Here is an 18393-nt window from a genome sequence, read left to right on the forward strand (position 1 = left end):
GAGCGAATTGAAACAAACTTCCCGCCTGCTGCGCCCCTTGTGGCGGGGCCTACCCGTGGTGCTGCTGTGCCTGAGCCTGAGCCTGGCTGCCGCCTGGCAATACCTGCGCTACGCCACGCCGATGTACGAAAGCACGGCCAAAATCAAGCTGGCCGATGTGAACGAAGGGGCCATGAACACGACCCTGATTAAGAACCTGGACGCCTTCTCGGGCACCGACCGCAGCAGCGCCGAAGCCGAGCTGGTGCGCTCGCCCCTGCTGCTGGGCCGCGCCCTGGACCGTCTGCCCTTCGACCTGAGCACCTACCGCGTGGGCAAGCTGCGCACCACCGAAATGTACCGCGCCAGCCCTTTTCGGGTGGCACTGACGCTGCGCAATCCAAAATGGACCGAGAAGGCCATCGACCTGCGCATCGACGCCGCCGGGGCCCTGACGCTGACCGCGCCTTCGGGCGAAGTGGTGAACGGCCGCCTGGGCCAGCCCATGCAGCTAACCGGCGCGGAAGTGACCATTACCCGCAACGAGGAGCAGCTGAAAAACCGCCCCGACGTGCCCCTCGCCGACCACTACCGCCTGGTGCAGCACGACCGTGGCCAGCTGATTGAGGCCCTCGGCAGCCAGCTCGACGTGAGCAGCACCGACCACAACGTGCCCGTGCTGCGCATCAGCTACCAGAGCCCGGTGCCCCAGAAGGCCGCCGATTTGGTGAATGCCCTCACGGCCGTGTATCTGGATGATTACCTGGCCACGAAGTACAAGGTAGTGAATGCCACCTCGCAGTCGATTGCCGAGCAGCTGAAGACCGTGCGCCGCACGCTCTCGCACTCGGAAGACACCGTGGAGCAATACCGCGACAAGAAGAGCATCGTCAACATCAAGCAGGAAACCGAAACCGACCTGCACAAGATTGCGGAGCTGAAAATCCAACGCGCCAACATCCAGATGAGCCTGGCCGCCGCCAACGACCTCTACCGCTACATGACCAACGGCAAGGACCACGCCCTAGCGCTGGCCCCCAACTTCGAGGCGTTCAACGACATGCTCTCAACGGATATCATCAAGAAAATCAAAGACCTGCAGGCGGAAAAACACGACCTGCTGCTCCGCTTCACGCCCGAAGATGCCCAGGTGCAGACCGTGGACCTGAAGCTGGCCGACCTCAACAGCTACCTGCTGGAAAGCATCCGGAACACGCGCACCAGCCTCACCATTCGCGCCCGCGACATCGACCGCACCATTCGGCAGTCGCAGGGCGTATTTGCGGGCCTGCCCACCCGTGAGAAGGATTTGGCCATTCTGGAGCGTGATTTTCAGCTGAATGAGAAGCTGTATACCTTCCTGCGGGAAAAGGAAACCGAGGCGGAGATTGCCAAGGCCACGCCCATTTCCTACCACCGCGTGATTGCCGATGGCCTGGTGCCCACCGAGCCCACCTCCCCGCACCGGGGCTTCGTGCTGCTGGTGTCCGGCTTTTTGGGCCTGCTGGTAGGCTCGTTGCTGGCCTACCTGATTGCGGGAGTGAGCGCGACGCCGGGCGATGCTTACTCGGTGCAAAAAGAAGCTTCTACGCCGCTGGCGGCCACTATTCCGCATTTGGGCGAAGACCTGGAAGGCCAGCTGGCCTTCTTCAAGCAGCTAGCCACGCGGCTGGCGCTCAAGGGCTTCTTCGTGCCCGGCAGCAAGCTGGTAGTGAGTGCTTTCTCGGACAAGGAAGGGCAGTCATTTTTCTTTGAGCACCTGCAGCAGGCTTTGGTCCTGCAGGGCCTGAAAGTGCGCGCCCTGGTGCTGCGCGATGCAACGTCGCCGGACCCCGACGCCCAGCCCGATGAGCTGCTGCTCATTCAAAACCTGACCCTGGCCCAGGACAGCCACGCCCTGGCCGTGATGACCGGTGCGCAGGCCAACTTGTTCGTCATCGACAGCCGCACCACGCCCACCGCCCGCCTCGCCGAGCTGGACCTGCTGGTGGCCGAATACCAACTGCCCAACGTGCAGCTCTGCCTGAACCGCGACGGCTACGACCCCGGCTTCCTGCGCATCGCGGCCCGCTGCCTGCGCCGCTGGACCCGCCGCGCCCCGCAAGCCGCCGCCGAATCCACGGGCCTGTCCCTGCCCGCCGGCCTCGACCTGCAGGCATGAACCCAACCCTGAACACGATGCTACCGAAGCCGCTCCGGGCCCTGCGCCTGGAGCGGCTTCGGCTGTCGCCGCGCTACTGGGTGGTGGCGGGCCAGGCCACGGTGAGCGCCACCAGCTTTCTGACCAACATCTTCATTGCCAAGCTATTCGGCCTGGCCACCTTTGGCGAGTACAGCGCCTGGCAGCTGGTGCTGCTGCTGCTGCTGGCGGTGCAGGGGGCCGTTATCACGCAGCCCATGCAGGTGGTGGTGGGCTCGCTGCCCGCCACCCGCCGGGCTGCCTACCAGCAACTGCTGCTGGCATTGCAGCTGATTTTTAGCCTGCTGGCGGTGGTGGGTGTGGTGGCGGGCGCCCGCATGCTGCCCCAGGCCGCCGCGGTGCTGCCGGCTTTTGTGGTACTGCTGGCCACCGCCGGGGGGCAGGATACGCTTCGCAAGCTGCTGCTGGCCGATGGCAAAGTGCAGGCGGCCCTGGCCAGCGACGTGCTCTCGGCCGGCGGGCAACTGCTGGTGCTGCTGGTCCTGGCGCTCCGCCCCCAACCGGCCACGCTGGCCCAGGTGATGTGGGCCGTGGGCCTTACTACCGTGCCGGCGCTGCTGCTGGGCGGGCGGGCGCTGGGCGCGTGGCCCAACCTGCGCGGCCTGCGTCGCTTTGGGCGACGGCACTGGCGGCAGGCGCGCTGGCTGCTGCCCACGTCGCTGCTCCAGTGGGGCTCGGCCAACGTGCTGCTGGTGTTTGCGGGCTGGGCGGGCTCGCCGGCCATGCTGGGCGTGCTGCGGCTGGCCCAAACGGCCATGGGCATCTTCAACCTGGGGCTGCAGGCGGTGGAGAATTATGCGTTGCCGCGCCTCAGCCAGAGCTTCTACCACGCGCCCCAGCTGTTTGGCAAGCAGCGGGCGGCGCTGGCCCGCAAAATGCTGCTGGCGGCCATGCCGGTACTGGCGCTGCTGGCCCTGGCGGCCGGGCCGCTGGTGGCGCGCTTTGGCCCGGCGGGCGGCAGCCAGTACGCTGATTTGCTGCGCTTGTGCTGTTTGCTCTACGTGGTAATTCTGCTGGTGTACCCGCTCCGGCTCACCATCCGCCTGCAGGCCGATTCGCGCCATTATTTCGTGGGCTACATGCTCAGTATCGTGGTTTCGCTGCTGTCGGTACGCTGGCTTACGGGGCACTACCAAGCCAGCGGCGTGGTACTGGGCTGGCTGCTGGCCCAGCTGGTGCTGGGCGGCTACTGGGCGCTGGCCCTGCGCCGCGCCGCGCCGGTGGTCAGGTGATAAGTAGTAAGGGGTATAGAAATACGACACTTTTCATTTCTATACCCCTTACTAACAGTTATTTACCACCAATATGCTACCCTCTGGGTACGACCCCGCTGGAGCTCAGTGAATATGCTTCGTGTAATTCCTGACAAAACAACAATTGTGGGGACTGATTGAAATGGCTCCACTTTTCAGACGATACTCTGAAAAGTGGAGCCATTTCAATCTAATTCATATCAATACATACTGAAAATCAGTATTTTAAGTTTATTATCAAGTTCTGGCACTGCGTTGGCCTTAGCCTCTGCCAAACGAATTGCCACGCCGAACTGCACGCACCCAAGCCTACTGCTCGCCACTTACTAACTGCCATGAAAATCATTCACTTAATCCTCGGCAAAGCCAACCCCGAACGCATGAACGGGGTGAACAAGGTGGTGCACGCGCTGGCCACCCAGCAGCAGCGCGCCGGGGCCGATGTGGCCGTGTGGGGCATCACCGCCGACCTCAGCGAAAACTACCCGGCCCGCGAGTTTGCGACCCGGCTGTTTCCGGCGCAGCGCAACCCATTTGGGGTGGCCAAAGCGCTGCTGGCGGCCCTGGACGAGCTGAGCTGCCGCTCGGCGGTGGTGCATTTGCACGGGGCATTTATTCCGGCGTTTTATACGCTGGCGCGGCGGCTCACGGCGCTCGACATCCCGTATGTGCTCACGCCGCACGGCAGCTACAGCCCGGCGGCCCGGCGCAAAAGCTGGCTCACCAAGCTGGCCTACGCGTTTTTGTTTGAGGGCTACCTGCTGCGGCACTCGGCACGGGTACACTGCCTGGGCCTGAGCGAGGTAACGGGCGTGGAGCACATGAGCCACACCGTGCGCACCAACCTGATGCCGTACGGCTTTGAACCGCCCCAGGCAGTGCTGCCCCTGGTGCCGGCCGCGCGGGGCCGCTTCCGGGTGGGCTTCTGCGGCCGGCTCGATGACAACCACAAGGGACTGGACTGCCTGCTGGCCGGCTTTGCCGAATTTGCCCGGCTGGTGCCGGAGGCCGAGCTGTGGGTAATTGGCGACGGCCCCGACCGCCAGCTGGTGGCCGACTGGGCCGCCGAAGCGCCCGAGGGCTCGGTGCAGCTGCTGGGCAGCCGCTACGGCGATGAGAAAATTGCTCTGCTGGGCCAACTCGATGTATTTGCCCACACCTCCCACTACGAGGGCCTGCCCACCGCCGTGCTCGAAGCCGTGGCCCTGGGCATTCCGTGCGTGGTGACCGAGGCCACCAACCTGGGCAGCTACGTGCGCGAGTTTGGCTGCGGCGAGGTGCTGGCCACCGCCAGCCCGGCCCTGCTCACCGATGCCCTGCACCGCCTTTACGCCCAATGGACCGCTGCCCCGGCCGAAACCGAGGCGCTGGCCCTGCGCTGCCGCCGCATGGTGCGCACCGCCTTCAGCTGGCCCAACCTGCTGCCGGCCTACGAACAAATGTATCAGGAAGCCCTTGCGGCCTAACTTATTTATGGCCAAACTGCTACCTTCCGCCGCCGCGCCGCACCGGGTATTTCTGCGCACCATGGGCGGGCTGCTCACCCTGATTGTGCTCATCAAGCTCGCCGGCTTTTTTGCCTGGAACGACGACATTGGCGTCACCCGTATCCTCAAACTGGTGACCCGCCTGGGCATGACGGCCGCCGTCATCGGCGCGTATTCGCTGATAATTCGCCGGGGCGCGGTGGACTCGTTTCGCTGGCGCAACAGCCCGGTGCCGCTGCTCTACGGGGCCTACCTGGCGCTGGGCCTGGCCTCGCTGCTCTGGTCGCGCAACCCCGGCTACTCGTTTCTGCAGTGGATGATGGACATGGAAAGCCTCGTGTTTGCCTACTACTTCGTGAAGTGCTTTTTGCTGCTCAAGGAGTTTTTCCCGGATAGCCAGGTGCGCTTTTACCATGTGCTGGGCAATGCCGTGTTCGTGATTCTGCTGGTATTTCTGGTGGGCGCGCTGGTGGCCCCCGACGTGTTTTACCGCCTCACCCACGGCGGTGAGGAGGCCCGCCTGGGCGGCTACCTCATGAACCCCAACGAGCTGGGCATGCTTTGCGTGGTGGGCATTGCCTGCCTCATGTTTGACTTGCAGCGCCATCACCGCACGGGATTCACGGTGGTCAAAATTGGGTTGCTGCTGCTGGCGCTGGTGCTCACCGGGTCGCGGTCGTCGCTGGTGGGGTTTGTGCTGGTGCTGTTCTTTCACATCCGGCAGGCGGGCAACCCGCGTATTAAATGGGCCGCCAATGCGGCCGTGCTGCTGGGCGTGGTGGCCCTGGTGCCGCTGCTCTTCATCAAGCAGGGCGGGCTGGAGGAAGTGCTGAGCATGACCGGCCGGCTGCCCTTCTGGCACGCGCTGCTCACGGAGGCGCTGCCCCGTGAGCCGCTGCTGGGCTACGGCTTCATGCGCATCAGCTACGGCGAGTACTTCCAGAGCGTGCACACCTACGCCGCCCAGATGGCCCACAACACCTTCATTCAGGTGCTGCTGAACCTGGGGCTAGTGGGCTTCACCATTGCCATGCTCCAGCTGGGCTGCACCATCCGGGCCTTCGTACAGCAGGCCGACCCGCAGGTGCGGCTGCTGGGGGCGGGCCTGCTCATCCCCATTCTCATCAATTCCTTCACCGAGTTCGGCATTTTTGGCATGACGAACTACGGCATCCTGTTCTATCAATTCCTTATCTTTTTCGGTAGCCTGCACTACCACGCCCGGCTCTCGCCCGGCGAGCAGCAGTGGCTGCACCGCCGCCGCCCCGAGCTGGCCCTGGCATTGGCCGTGGCCTGAGCCGACCCCAGGCGCATTCAATTACCCAACCGTTACTGTTTCCACCAGTATATATCACTTAACCCCCGCTCCTGCCATTCGAAAACACCCCCTTTGCCCCTGCTCCGCATACCTGATTCGTCCTCCGACTTTGATGATAGCGCCGACCAGCACCGCCGCGCGCTGGCCTGGATAGTAGCCCTCACGGCCAACATTCCGCGCCGGCATCGCACCGCTACGCGCGGCAGCAGCTGGCACGCTACCAACGGGGCGACATCACCTTCGCCCAGCTTGTGGCGCGGCTGGAAACCAATGTATACCAGCGCCTGTACCGCAGCCGGTCCACGTATCGCCCCAGCGAGGCGCAGCTGCGGGAGATGCTCGCGCTGGCCCGCCTCCACAACTCCCGCAAGCAGATTACGGGGCTGCTGCTCTACAGCGAGGGCATTTTTGTGCAGATGATAGAAGGGCCCGCAGCCGAGATTCGGGAGCTGTACGCCCGCATTCAGTGCGACTCCCGGCACACGCAGGTAGAAACGGTGAGCGAAAGCCTCCTACCCAAGCGCAAGTTTGCCGAATGGAGCATGGACTTTGACCTGGCCGAAGCGCCCGAAGTGGAACGGGTGCTCGGCGCGATTAAGACCCAGCATCCACTGCCCGCGGCTGCCCGCGTTCTCCATCGTCAATACCCGCTTGCAAACGCTGCTCCAGGCGTTTATCGGCCGCCGGGCCAGTGGCCCCGCTGCATTATCCACGAATTTTTCCTCCGCTTTTCCCCTGCCTCATCCTGGGCAGGGCCGCCCTGTGCACCATCATCGGCCACCTGCTTACCGGCGGTAACTCCGGGCTAATGGTGCGTTCACTAACCCGATTTTTTGTTCCATGAAAACAGCTTTCTGCCCCCCGGTCGCGGCCTTACCTTTCCAAATGGCACTGGCAGCTGCCGAGCAGCGCATCCAGCAGCTCACCGCGGCCCTGGCGCAGGCCCGGAAAGCAGAGAAGATGGTGGAACACGTCTCCAAGGGGCTGCTCGAAGGCCTGCTGCTGCTGGATGCCACGGGCACCATTGTGCTGGCCAACCAGCGCTTTTTCAGCTTACTGGGCTTGTCCGATGAGCCGGATTCCTGGCACGGCCAGCCCTTGCAATGCCTGGCAGCCCTGGTGCAGCCGCTGGTGGCCGCGCCCGCCGAGCTGGTGCGCTGGGCCGAGCACGAGCCGCACAAGCTGCAGCAGGGCCGGCCGGAATTGCTCCGGCTTCACTGCGGCCCCGTGCTGGCCTGCGAGATAATGCCGGCAGCGGCTGATGCCGGCCCGGCGGGCACCTGGCTGGTACTGCTACGCGACGTGAGTGAGCAGCAGCAGTACCTGGCGGCACTAAAATCGATTTCCAATATTCCTTACGAAAACCCCAGCCCCATTGTGCGCATCGGGGCTAACCGGCAGCAGCTTTATGCCAACCCGGCGGCCAAGCGCGTGGGCCTGCGCCTGACGCGGTCCGAGCAGGTGCGGCTGCAAAAGCAGCTGCGCTGCGCCGCCGCCGCCGCCCTGGCGCAGGCCACGGCCCAGCAGCTCGAAGTATCGATGGGTGAGCTGCTATACAGCGTGGCCGTGATGCCATTCCCGCAGGAAGGCTACGTCAATCTGTATTTCTCCGACATCTCGGAGCGCGAAGCCATGCGCCGGCAGTTTGCCGAGCATCAGCAGTTTACCCAGCAGGTGCTCGATACCATTCCCGCCCTGGTTTTTGTGCGCGATACGAAGCAGGAGCTGGTTTTCCAGAACCCGGCTATGCGAGGCCTGATGGCCAACTCCGGCATGGTACGGCCCGACGCCGTGGCCCCGGATAGCGTGCAGGCCCGGGAGCTGGCCGGGTACGCGGCCGTCGATGCGCAGGTGCTGGCCACAGACCAGGAAATAACCGTCGAAGAGCCCCACACCTTGCTCGACGGCACCACGCACTGGTTCTATACCGTGAAGCGCCCCCTGCACCGGCCCGATGGCACGGTGCACGTACTGGGCGTGAGCACCGACATCACGGCCCTGAAGCAGAGCCGGCAAACCCTGGAGCGCAGCGAAAAGCAGTACCGCGTCATGGTGATGTACAGCCAAGCCCTCATTGGCACCTGTGACATGCAGGGCATCGTCATCAACGCGAGTCCGGCCCTGGCCCGCCTGCTGCACGAAGATGCGGCCAAGATGGTCGGCACGTCGGTAACCGTGCACATGACGGAGGAAGACCGCGAGGGCTTTTCATTTTACCTGGAGCAGATTGCCCGCACTGGTGAGGCAGCGGGGGTGTTACCGGTGCATCCGCGCGGCAGCGACCAGCTGCGCTACCTGCACTACCACAACTATGTGGTGCGCGAGCCTGGCCAGGAACCCTACATTGTATCGCACAGCCACGATATTACCGGGCGGGTATTGGCCAGCAAGGAGCTAAAGCGGGCCAAGGAAGCTGCTGAAGCCGCCGTGCGGGCCCGCGAAAACTTCCTGGCCAACATGAGTCACGAAATCCGCACGCCCATGAACGGAGTGCTGGGCGTGGCCAATTTGCTAGCTAAAACATCCCTCAGCCCCGAGCAGCAGGAGTACCTGCGCATCATCCGCCGCTCGGGGCAGCACCTGCTGGCGGTGCTCAACGATGTGCTCGACATGGCCAAAATCGCCTCCGGCAAGCTGGAGCTGAATCTGGAATCATTTAATCTGTGTGATTCGGTGACGCATGCTTTACAGCCGCTGGCCTTGCAGGCCCTGGAAAAGGGCCTGCGCTTCGAGGGCACGCCGCTGAGCGCCACCTGCCCCTACCCCATGGTGCAGGCCGATGCCCACCGCCTGAACCAGATTATGCTGAACCTGGTGAGCAACGCCATCAAATTCACGCCGGCGGGCGGGCGGGTGAAAGTGCAGAGCGAGCTACTGGGCGAAACCGCCGACACGCTCACCGTGCGGTTTCGCGTGACCGACACGGGCCTGGGCATGCTCCCCGAAGTGCAGGCACGCATCTTCGAAAGCTTCACCCAGGCCTACGCCGATACAGCGCGGCACTTTGGGGGCACGGGCCTGGGCCTGAGCATCAGCCGAGGCCTGGTAGAGCAGATGGGCGGTGAGCTGACGGTAACCAGCGCCCCCCACGTGGGCAGCTCCTTTGCCTTCAGCCTCACGCTGGCCAAGGCCGTGGTGCCGGCCGCAGAAAGCCTGGCGGAAGCCTTCGATACCGGCGTGCTGGCCGGCTTGCGGGTGCTGCTGGTGGAAGACAACGACATCAACCGCTTCGTGGCCCGGTGCACCATGCAGGAGTGGGGCGTGGTGGTGACCGAAGCCGAAGATGGCGCCAGCGGGGTGGCCCGGTTTGCCCAGGAGCCCTTCGACCTAGTGCTGATGGACATTCAGATGCCCGGCATGAGCGGCCTGGACGCCACGGCCATCATTCGGGCCCATCCCGAGCCGGCGCGGGCCGCCGTACCCATCCTGGCCCTCACGGCCAACGCCTTCCACGCCGACCACGAGCGCTACCGCGCCGCCGGCATGAACGACTGCCTGGCCAAGCCCTTCGAAGAAGCCGAGCTCTACACCAAGCTCCTGAAGCTGCTGCGCTACTAATACGCTGAATTTTAGCTGCTAACACTGGATAAACCCAGCACTGGCTCATCACGATGCTTTCGGATTTGTCACCTCCTTCCATGAAAATCACTGCTTTTCTTCGTTGCAGCTTGCTAGCCTTTGCCACTGCGGCCTGCGTGGCACCCGGCCACGTGCTGCAGCACCTGCCTTCGGCCGTCAATAACCATCTGCTACCGCCCCTGGAGCCCACCGTAGCAACGGATGCGCTGAACAACATCGACAGCGCATCGCACGATGACCGGCTGCGCTTGTTCCAAAACGAAATTTACCGCAATGTGGCGGAGCCAACCAGCATGACCAGCCTGGGCTCGGCCCTGCTGCAGGTGCCCGAAGTTGAGGTGAAGCGTACCGGCCGCATGCTGCAAGTAGTTCAGCTGCTTACGATGCTCACGCCCAGCCTCGTGGGTCTGCCGCTGGAAACCTACCAAACCACCCTCACGGCCCGGGTACAAATCCGGGACCTGCAAGGCAAAGTGCTGGGCGAATACGAGGGCCACGGGCAGGCCAGGGTGCAGGTGGCGATGTACTACGGCTACTCGCAGCGGCACGCCCCCGGCCTGTCCGATGCCCTGGCCCTGCGCATGGCCCTGGCCCAGATTCGGCAGCAGCTCGACACGGCGGCCACCCGCCTGCGGCCGCTGCTGCTGGCCGCCGGCCCGGTCGTGACCACCGGCGGGCACCCCGAATCCAAGGCCGCCGCCGGCCAGCATTAGCGCTACCTGTCGCGGGTTCGCATAATCCTCCGATTGGAAGCCGGGCCGCTACTTTATGCCCCACCCCCTTTCTTCTTATCACCCTATTTCCATGGCTGCATTTATACATTTACGTACATTTTTAGCACTGATTACTTATATACTGATGTTACGCACGGAGTTGGCCGAGTTGGTGGTACATGGCTTTCAGGCCGACGGTATAGAGCTGGGCTTTGAGGCGGAAATGCCCGATGCCGCACTTGAGCTTAAGCACTTCCAGTTTGGTGTAGGCCAGCACGGCGGCGAAGAAATGGGTGGCCTGCGTGGCCAGGGTTTTGGTGGGTGATTTGCCCATCGAGGCGTTCTGTTTGAGCGACTTGTGGTATTCTTCCACACAAAAAGCTTGATGCGCTTTTCCACCGTCTCTGGTAAATCGTGGTCAGTTGGGCCTGGTCCAGGTCGGTGTCGCTGCTGACCAAATACAGAATGCCCTGACTACCGTCTTGGTTTGTGAAGACTTGCTTAGTTACGAGCACCGCCTCTTGGACGGACCACAAATAGACGCGCAAAGGCTGCGTATCGGGAAACACCAGCGACTGCACGGCCTGGAGCTGGCCGGCGGCCCGCGCGGCCGCGCTCAAAGCCACGGTGCGGCTGCTTTCAAGGGCAAAAACAAAGTGGTGGCCCAGCGCCCGCACCAGGCTCATATTCTCGGCCGAGGCGTACCAGCTGTCGGCCAGCAAGTAGCGGTAGGCCACCTGTTGCTGAGCCACGCGCAGCATTTGCTGCAGGCACTCATTCTTGGTGAATGGACTCTGGTAGCTGGTTTTCTGGGTCTTGGGCTGGTAAACGGGCACGGTTTTGCGCACCAGCTCGACGGCAATGGGCAGGGCCAGTTCGCCGGCCTGATAGAGTAGGCTGACAAAGTTGAGGCCCTTGACGTAGCGCTGCTGACTGTGGTCCCAATGCTTGCAAATCAGCTCGTTGGCATCGGTGTGCGCCTTCTCCAGCACCGAATCGTCCACGATGAGCACCGCGAACTCGTCGGCCGGTCGCCGGGCCTCGGCCTGGCGAATCAGGGGCTTGGCCTGCCGCCAGATGTCGGCCGGGCCGTAGGTAGTCTGGCTCAGCCAGCGCGTGACGTGGTCGTGGCTCAACGCCCCGTCCAGCAGCCGCGACAAGCCCGTGGCCGTGGTCGGGCCCGTCGAACTTAGCAAATAATCTGTGTACAGGTCCAGCGTGCAAGTCATCATAAGCAGTGTTAACCGGCCAACCAACTCAACGACTGCGTAATATCAGTTATATATTGACTACTCCGCTGCTGAGCTATGGGCAGGCAGGCAAACCCGTAGCCGGCCTGGCCGTGCTCACCGGCCGGGTGAACGGCGCCACCACCGATTCGGTGGTGGTGTCGCTGCGCGAGAACCTGCTTGAGCCGGCGGAAAAGCTATTCCGCACGCGCCTGAGCAGCAAGGGCGAGTTCCGGCTGGCCGTGCCCGTGAGCGGCCCCACCAAGGCCGATTTGGTGTACGGCGACGACGTGGCACCGCTGTTTCTGGACCCCGGCACCGATATGGACGTGCGCTTCAGGGGCAGCGACATGGCGGGCACCTTGAAATTTAAAGCCAACGACGTGCCCACCGGCCTGGCCACCAAGCTGCGCAACGGCGCCAACCTGACCGACGAGCAGCGCCAACAGGCCGCCAACGCCAACAACTACCTGGTAGAAGCCGATGCCCAGTTTGTGGAAAACGATGACTTCCAGGTACTACCCGATAACATTCAGCTCTACGAAGCGCCGTTTCTGTCATTTCTGGAGTACCGCCGCAAGCACGAGTTCGAGTTTCTGGAAGACCACGCGGCCAGGCAGTCGTTCACGCAGGATTTCTACAACTACGCCCACGCCGAAGTGGTGTACGCCTATGCCAACGACAAGCTGACGTTTCAGGACCTGCGCGAACAGGTGGTGAACACCGAAGGCCGCCTGAAAATGGCCCCCGACTACTACAGCTTCCTGCGCGAGCCCGGCCTGCTCAACGAGCCAAGAAGCTGCCCGGCGTGCAGCTGCACCTCAGCGGTGGCCTGCGCTCGGCCCTGGCGCAGGTCTATGCCTTACAGGACGTGCCAACCTACCTGCTAGTGGGCGAAGACGGCACCTTTCTCAATATCAGGCCCAAGCGCCTGAGCAGCCGCGCCGCCATGGACGAAATCAATGAGTCGTTCGGCAAAGCCAGCACCTATACGATGGCCATTGAGCTGGCCGCCGGCAAGAAATAAGCGAAGGGTCAGGCCACGTTGCGCAGGCCCGCACGCGGCCGCCGCATCGCAACCCCGGACGCCACCACCACCCCCGCCATGGCCGCCGATAGCGCGGTGACCACAATCTCGAAATTATCGAGGGCAAAATCGGCCAACAGCAGGCGCAGCAGCAGCAGCGTCAGGGCCGTGCCGCTGGCCAGCAGCCAGTAGCGCCCAATGGTGCCGGCCGGCACGGCGGCTACTACCAGCTGGGGCAGCCGCCACACAAACCGCAGCAGCAGCGCGGCCCCAAAGGTGGAAGTGAATACCGCGAGTACCACGAATACCGCCGGCGAAAACGGCCCGATGTGCAGGTGCGCTTTCAGCCACGGGAAGTATGGCACCAGCTGGCCCCGGCGGTGCGTGAAGCTGTCCCAGATAAGATGCGTGGCGGCCCCGATGATAATGCTCAGTAGCACCACCGCGTAGTGCCGGCGGAAGTAGCGCCCCCAATCCGCGTCCTGAAACCGCGCCAGCCGCTGCCGCAGGAACCGGGGCAGGTGCGCAATGAGCGGGTCGCGCACCACCCCGTGAAACAGAAACGCCAGCCCCAGCGAAACGGGGCAGCTGAAATACAGAATACTGGCCAAGGTATGGCTGTGCCCGTTGTACAGACCCAGCCGCAGAAACTTCTCAAAATCGGGGGAAATGCTGCTTATAATCAGCCCCGTAGCCGAAAGCCGGGTTTTGTGGTGGCGCAGCAGCGGCAGCACCGCCGCAACGTGAAACAGGGTAAAAGGCATTGGCAGGAAAAAAACGGAACGGCAAAGAACAATCCTTCAGCGCACAGCTGAAGCCTGCGCGGTGGATATCAGGCATTGGCCCATCGGCTTTATTTCTGCGGAAGTGCGGTGCGCGGCATCCAGCGCGTCTAGTACAGCGGCATCCGGATTCGGCGCAAACTTGCGGGCCCAGAGCTTGGGCGAGGCCAGCAGGGCCGGCAGGTCGGCGCGGGTGAGGGTGCGGGGGCTGGGGCCGCCGCCGGCCCAGTCGATGTAGCGCAGGTTGTCGTTGACGATGCTGGGGCGGAGCGGCGAATTATACAGAATAGTGTGAATCAGAAACTCGTCGGAGCCCCAGGTGAGGCGGGCGAAACGTCGTAGCCGTGGCTGGCGGTCCAAGAAGGCGAGCAGGTAGGTAGCGGCGGCGCGGCTGAGCGTGTACCAGCCGCCCATGTTGCCGCCGTGCAGCACGTAGGGCAAGGGAAACCGGCGTTTGGGCAGCAGGGCATTCAGAACTTTCTGCACGGCGTGGCTCCCGGCAAACGGAAATTCCGTGAGGTGGTAGCGCTCCACGCGGCGCGCATTGGCCTGCCACCAGGCCGAGCCCAGCGGCTCGCACTCAATGAAGGACTGCCCCACCTGCTGCTGAAAAAACCGATGAATCTGCTCGGCCGATTTCAGCGGGTAGTCCTGGCCGCTCAGCACGTTGATGAAGTCGTAGTGGGCGGAATGGGCCAGGATTTCGCGGCTGCCCGCCAGAACCACGTTGGTCAGGCTGTAGCCGCCCCATTGCACGTCGAGGCGCGTGCGGGTGAAGAACACCCCGGCCCGGTCTTGCAGGCGGGCGAAGGGCGACAAATCGGCTTTTTTATCGATGTGGATGTAGCAATCAGCATTGGGGTGCGCCAGGGCAGCGAGCAGGCGCGCCAGCTGCGCGGGGCCCTGGTGCGTGAGGATAAGGTGGGCAATGCGCATTTGGAGAGTCGGTTAGCGGTTGGGTTTTGGCGTTGGGCGGCTCATATTCCAGGCCGCTGCGTCGTGGGCGGGTGCCAACATGGCCCGGCCCGTCAGGTGCCGGAACAGGCGTTGGATTTCCAGCAGCCCATCCCGCAGGATTTCCGGGATGGCAATGGGCAAGGACTTATTCAGCAGAAAGTAGCCGAACACAAACCCGGACACGATGGTGGGCAGGCTGGCCAGCGCCACGCCGTAGATGTTGTGGCAAAAATGAATGCCGATGAAGTCGCCAGCCACATTCACGGCCAGCATCAGCAGCACCTTCAGCAGGTTCAGGCGGGGCTTGTTCAGCACGTCGAGGGCCACGCCGCTGAAACGGTCGATGGGAAAGAGCACGGCCATGGCGATGGCAATACGGAGCAGGTTGGCGGCCTCGGTACCGGCATATTTGCTGCCCCCGATGAGGCGAATCGGCACATCGGCCAGTAGCACGGTGGCCACTATCACGGGCAGCAGCAGCCAGGTGAGCAGGCCCGCGTTGCGCCGGATAATGCGGGCCATTTCCGGCGTATTGCCCTGGTTGAAAGCGGCCGAGAGCGAGGGCATGGCCGTGGCCATAAAGCTGCGCAGCGGAATTTCGATGATTTCCATGAAGCGCTGGGCCAGGTTGTACACCGCCAGCGGGGCCGGCCCTAGCAGGAAGTTGATGATGAACGTATCGGAGCTGCGCAGCAGGCTGGAGCCGATGTAGCTGCCCACGCTATACTTGCCGAAGTGGCTCAGCTCCCGCACGCAGGCGGCGGTGCGGGCCGGCAGGTCGCCGATGCGCGTCCAGCCCATGAGCAGGGCCACGAGGCTGGTGAGCGCGGCAGCCACAAGATTGCAGTACAGCACCCGTTCCAGCGTGGTTTGGTGCAGCAGCATGAGCGTGATAATGCCCAGGATAAAGGTGCCCTGCGTGAGCAGCCGCAGGTAGAGCAGCTTGTCGAACCGCAGCTGGGCCTGCAGCACGCACGCCGCCAGAAACGACGGCAGCGTGAGCACAAACGTGACCGGAAACCACTTAATAAACAGCGCCAGGCTGATATTGGCCACCGGGCTGGGCCACAGCCGAGCCAGCAGCGCCAGCGCAATCAAAGTGCCGGTGATGAGCAGCGCCAGCACCCAAGTCGAGCCCACTACCTCGGCCGCTCGGACCCGCGACGCGCCCGAATACGAGCGAATAAACGCCGTGGTGATGCCCCCGGCGCGCAACGCATCGCCCAGGCCCAGGATGGAAACAAAAAACACCCAGGCCCCGATTTCCTGCACCGACAAGGCCCGAAACAACAGCGAAACCGACACTACCGTGAGCCCCGACGCCACCAGATTGCCGGCCAGCGACAGCGCCTGGTTGTTGCGCAGCAATGGCCTGAGCTTGTTGAGGAAGGGAATTTTCATGCGGCAGGAAATCAGAGCAAAAAGTGCTTAGCGGCTATCTGGGTCGGACCGAAACTTTCCCTGGGCTGACAGGCTTACCGCGTTGGAGCGCCATAAGCCTGTCAGCCCAGGGAAAGTCGATTGATTGGGGCAGCTTATTTATCGGTGGCTTAGTGGGCCGCCGGACGATGCATGCTGCGGCCGTTCTTCATGTAGCTACGAACATGCTTTTGATAGGCCGAAGGCTTTCCGAAGCCTAAAATATTGATGGCGTTAGCAGTTGGCGCGAAGAACAGGATGGCGAGAATGATGGTGAGGGTACGCATGGTTGGATAGGGAAAGTGTGAATTCATTTAGAAAATTGTGGTGAGGGCAACAACGATGGCAACCAGGAGCACGGCTTCCGCGTCCGAGCCAAATTCGGGCTATCTTACATTATTTCAATTGTTTATAGTTGATGCAAACCCAGGCGGCGTGCTTTGGGTCGGTGATAAGCGGGGGCCGCTGCTTGAAGCATGACCTCCTGTTTGGGTGCCTATTGCGCGGTGGCTACAGCGGCGCGCTGGGCCTTATCCCAGGCGGCCGGCTGGGCCTTGCGCACGAAGCGCCAAAAACCCTGGAACACAGCCACGTTCATCATCGTGAAGTAGAGTGGCACCAGCAGCGGGCCCGCCGCCCGGCCCCGCGCCGCCAGCCGCCAGCCCAGCCCGGCCGCCGCATAAAACCCCAGCTGCGCCGCCAGCATGAGCGTGTACCAGCCGCCCTCGGCCACGGCCAGCAAGCCATTGAGCGGCAGCAGCAGCGCCAGCAGCAGCGGCGTGAGGCTCCAGCGCAGCACCCGGTGCGACACGTACAGAAACGCCACCACCGGCTGCCGCAGCGGGTTGAGCAGCGCCGGCAGCCGGCTTATGGCCTGCCAGCCGCCCGCGCAGATGCGCACCTTGCGCTTCATCTCCTCCCCCAGCGAAAAGGACGGCGGCTCCATGGCGTAGGCCCGGGGCTCGTACACCACGCGGTAGCCGGCATTCACGATGCGCATCGACTGCACGAAATCGTCCAGAATGGTATCGGCCTCCAGCGGTTTGAACAGCTCGGTGCGGAAGGAAACCAGCTCGCCCGCCGCGCCCATCAGGCTGTAAATGTCCGAGTCGCAGCGCTTGAGCAGCGACTCGTATTTCCAGTACAGGCCCTCCCCCGCGCCCGACGGGCTGCCGTCGGCCTGCACCCGCTTCTCGCCTGACACGGCCCCCACTTGCGGGTCGGCATAATGCTTCACCAGCTCGCGCACGGCCTCGGGGTTGAGCAGGGTGTTGCAGTCGGTGAAGACCACGCAGGGCGTGCTCACGTAGCGAATGGCGCGGTTTTCGGCCATCGACTTGCCACCCCGCGCCGGCAGGTGCAGGTGCCGCACGGTGGGATAGCGCGCCAGTACCTCGCCCGAATTATCGTCGGAGCCGTCGGTGATGAACAGCAGCTGGAGCTTATCGGCCGGGTAATCCAGGGCCAGGCAGTTCTGGACTTTGGCAGCCAGAATATCGGCCTCGTTATACGCCGGCACTACCAGCGTGACCTCGGGCTCGAAAGCAGGCTGCAGGGCTGGCCGGCGGCCCCGCGCCAGCTTCGCCCAGGCCCAGACTATCAGGCCGTAGCCCAAATAGGTGTACAGCACCACGGCCAGAAACAGCCAGAAAAGCAAGGTTAGCATCGTGTAGGGATTTTCATTGAAGTGATTGATTGTGCGGTGCCGCTCAGCGGCCGGGGAGCGGCGCGCTAGGCCGGAGGCCTTTCCCAGTTGCCGGAAGCGGCGCTGTACTGGCGCAGAATGCGCGCCGGATTGCCGCCCACCACAGAATAGGGCGGCACGTCTTTGGTGACCACGCTGCCGCCGGCCACCACGGCGTGCTTGCCGATGCGCACACCGGCCGTAATCACGGCGTTGGCCCCAATCCAGACATCGTCTTCCACCACGATTTCGGCCGCCGTGCATTGCTGATAGCGGATGGGTTTGGTCACGTCCGCGTAGCCGTGGTTCATGCCCGAAAACACCACGTTCTGGGCAATAATCACGTCGTTGCCGATGCGCAGCGGGCCAATCAGCACGTTGGCGATACCCACCAGGGTACGCGCCCCAATCACGATGCCACCCATGCCGTTGGCCACCGTGGTGTAGTCTTCAATAATGGAATCGGCCCCCAGCACGAAGGCGTTAAAGGGAATCAAATCGCGGCGCACGCGGCGCAGCAGCGAGCCGCGCCCATAGGTATGCACGAAGGGGTTGGCAAGCCACTTCACCCACCAACGGGGCCGCGCCCGCCGCGGCTGAAACAGCAGGTACGCGGCCAGCTTTTTCAGGCGCGGGTCGCTTTTGATGCGGCGGGCGAAGCTGCTTTTTTGCGGCTCAGCGATGCTGGCAGCCGAGCTGGCTTGGGTAAGAATTGCGGCCATTGGATTGGTTGGGAATGGTGGGATAGCGGGAGGCGTAACCCCGG

The 18393-nt window shown here is 63.3% G+C and carries 15 protein-coding genes and 1 pseudogene; 9 read left to right on the plus strand and 7 right to left on the minus strand.

Going from position 1 to position 18393, the window contains the following annotated elements:
• The first annotated feature begins 7 nt into the window (after positions 1-7).
• From KQ661_RS13905 to KQ661_RS13935, 7 genes are all read left to right on the plus strand, one after another.
• The gene (locus KQ661_RS13905) at positions 8-2140 is read left to right on the plus strand and encodes a GNVR domain-containing protein (RefSeq protein ID WP_216727292.1); all 2133 of its coding nucleotides are present in this window, start codon (positions 8-10) and stop codon (positions 2138-2140) included.
• A complete protein-coding gene (locus tag KQ661_RS13910) occupies positions 2137-3411 on the plus strand; it encodes an MATE family efflux transporter (RefSeq protein WP_216727293.1) in 1275 nt (424 codons plus the stop codon). The genes KQ661_RS13905 and KQ661_RS13910 overlap by 4 nt, the downstream gene beginning before the upstream one ends.
• Before the next feature lie 356 nt (positions 3412-3767).
• On the plus strand, positions 3768-4898 hold the full coding sequence (locus KQ661_RS13915; protein WP_216688895.1) for a glycosyltransferase family 4 protein: 1131 nt from the start codon (positions 3768-3770) through the stop codon (positions 4896-4898).
• A 7-nt stretch (positions 4899-4905) separates the two neighbouring features.
• Entirely contained in the window at positions 4906-6216 is a 1311-nt protein-coding gene (locus KQ661_RS13920; protein ID WP_216726238.1) for an O-antigen ligase family protein, read from the plus strand.
• Between the two features lie 272 nt (positions 6217-6488).
• Positions 6489-7046 (plus strand): BLUF domain-containing protein, encoded by a 558-nt coding sequence (locus tag KQ661_RS13925; protein WP_216688897.1) that lies wholly within the window; start codon positions 6489-6491, stop codon positions 7044-7046.
• Positions 7047-7122: 76 nt separating this feature from the next.
• On the plus strand, positions 7123-9795 hold the full coding sequence (locus KQ661_RS13930) for a hybrid sensor histidine kinase/response regulator (protein ID WP_216726239.1): 2673 nt from the start codon (positions 7123-7125) through the stop codon (positions 9793-9795).
• 80 nt (positions 9796-9875) lie between these two features.
• The gene (locus KQ661_RS13935; protein WP_216688899.1) at positions 9876-10529 is read left to right on the plus strand and encodes a hypothetical protein; all 654 of its coding nucleotides are present in this window, start codon (positions 9876-9878) and stop codon (positions 10527-10529) included.
• Positions 10530-10677: 148 nt separating this feature from the next.
• Here KQ661_RS13935 and KQ661_RS13940 read toward each other — a convergent pair.
• A pseudogene (locus KQ661_RS13940) lies at positions 10678-11761 on the minus strand (IS701 family transposase).
• 53 nt (positions 11762-11814) lie between these two features.
• On the opposite strand from KQ661_RS13940, the gene KQ661_RS13945 reads away from it, so the two are divergent.
• Positions 11815-12648 carry a hypothetical protein gene (locus KQ661_RS13945; protein WP_216727295.1) on the plus strand — a complete coding sequence of 278 codons (834 nt, stop codon included), beginning with the start codon at positions 11815-11817 and terminating at the stop codon, positions 12646-12648.
• Positions 12630-12785, plus strand: a complete 156-nt coding sequence (locus tag KQ661_RS13950; RefSeq protein ID WP_216688903.1) for a hypothetical protein — start codon at positions 12630-12632, stop codon at positions 12783-12785. The genes KQ661_RS13945 and KQ661_RS13950 overlap by 19 nt, the downstream gene beginning before the upstream one ends.
• An 8-nt stretch (positions 12786-12793) precedes the next feature.
• Here the strand turns inward: KQ661_RS13950 and KQ661_RS13955 are convergent, their stop codons facing one another.
• The 6 genes from KQ661_RS13955 to KQ661_RS13980 form a co-directional block, all read right to left on the minus strand.
• The gene (locus tag KQ661_RS13955; RefSeq protein WP_216727296.1) at positions 12794-13549 is read right to left on the minus strand and encodes a DUF4184 family protein; all 756 of its coding nucleotides are present in this window, start codon (positions 13547-13549) and stop codon (positions 12794-12796) included.
• 36 nt (positions 13550-13585) lie between these two features.
• A complete protein-coding gene (locus KQ661_RS13960) occupies positions 13586-14503 on the minus strand; it encodes a beta-1,6-N-acetylglucosaminyltransferase (protein ID WP_216726244.1) in 918 nt (305 codons plus the stop codon).
• 12 nt (positions 14504-14515) lie between these two features.
• Positions 14516-15925: a lipopolysaccharide biosynthesis protein gene (locus KQ661_RS13965; RefSeq protein ID WP_216688906.1), complete on the minus strand. Its 1410-nt coding sequence runs from the start codon at positions 15923-15925 to the stop codon at positions 14516-14518.
• Between the two features lie 149 nt (positions 15926-16074).
• The gene (locus KQ661_RS13970) at positions 16075-16230 is read right to left on the minus strand and encodes a hypothetical protein (protein ID WP_216688907.1); all 156 of its coding nucleotides are present in this window, start codon (positions 16228-16230) and stop codon (positions 16075-16077) included.
• A 209-nt stretch (positions 16231-16439) separates the two neighbouring features.
• Entirely contained in the window at positions 16440-17609 is a 1170-nt protein-coding gene (locus KQ661_RS13975; protein ID WP_216727297.1) for a glycosyltransferase family 2 protein, read from the minus strand.
• Positions 17610-17674: 65 nt separating this feature from the next.
• Complete coding sequence (locus tag KQ661_RS13980; RefSeq protein WP_216727298.1) at positions 17675-18349, minus strand: acyltransferase; 675 nt, start codon at positions 18347-18349, stop codon at positions 17675-17677.
• Positions 18350-18393 lie beyond the last annotated feature (44 nt).

Origin of the sequence: Hymenobacter siberiensis (genome assembly GCF_018967845.1) — a bacterium.
GTDB lineage: Bacteria > Bacteroidota > Bacteroidia > Cytophagales > Hymenobacteraceae > Hymenobacter > Hymenobacter siberiensis.

What these genes read in the sequence shown, in the direction of transcription:
- KQ661_RS13970 (WP_216688907.1), bottom strand. Translation starts at nt 16,230, where the DNA reads ATGCGTACCCTCACCATCATTCTCGCCATCCTGTTCTTCGCGCCAACT.
- KQ661_RS13965 (WP_216688906.1), bottom strand. Translation starts at nt 15,925, where the DNA reads ATGAAAATTCCCTTCCTCAACAAGCTCAGGCCATTGCTGCGCAACAAC.
- KQ661_RS13910 (WP_216727293.1), top strand. Translation starts at nt 2,137, where the DNA reads ATGAACCCAACCCTGAACACGATGCTACCGAAGCCGCTCCGGGCCCTG.
- KQ661_RS13935 (WP_216688899.1), top strand. Translation starts at nt 9,876, where the DNA reads ATGAAAATCACTGCTTTTCTTCGTTGCAGCTTGCTAGCCTTTGCCACT.
- KQ661_RS13930 (WP_216726239.1), top strand. Translation starts at nt 7,123, where the DNA reads ATGGCACTGGCAGCTGCCGAGCAGCGCATCCAGCAGCTCACCGCGGCC.
- KQ661_RS13980 (WP_216727298.1), bottom strand. Translation starts at nt 18,349, where the DNA reads ATGGCCGCAATTCTTACCCAAGCCAGCTCGGCTGCCAGCATCGCTGAG.
- KQ661_RS13920 (WP_216726238.1), top strand. Translation starts at nt 4,906, where the DNA reads ATGGCCAAACTGCTACCTTCCGCCGCCGCGCCGCACCGGGTATTTCTG.
- KQ661_RS13955 (WP_216727296.1), bottom strand. Translation starts at nt 13,549, where the DNA reads ATGCCTTTTACCCTGTTTCACGTTGCGGCGGTGCTGCCGCTGCTGCGC.
- KQ661_RS13915 (WP_216688895.1), top strand. Translation starts at nt 3,768, where the DNA reads ATGAAAATCATTCACTTAATCCTCGGCAAAGCCAACCCCGAACGCATG.
- KQ661_RS13960 (WP_216726244.1), bottom strand. Translation starts at nt 14,503, where the DNA reads ATGCGCATTGCCCACCTTATCCTCACGCACCAGGGCCCCGCGCAGCTG.
- KQ661_RS13975 (WP_216727297.1), bottom strand. Translation starts at nt 17,609, where the DNA reads ATGCTAACCTTGCTTTTCTGGCTGTTTCTGGCCGTGGTGCTGTACACC.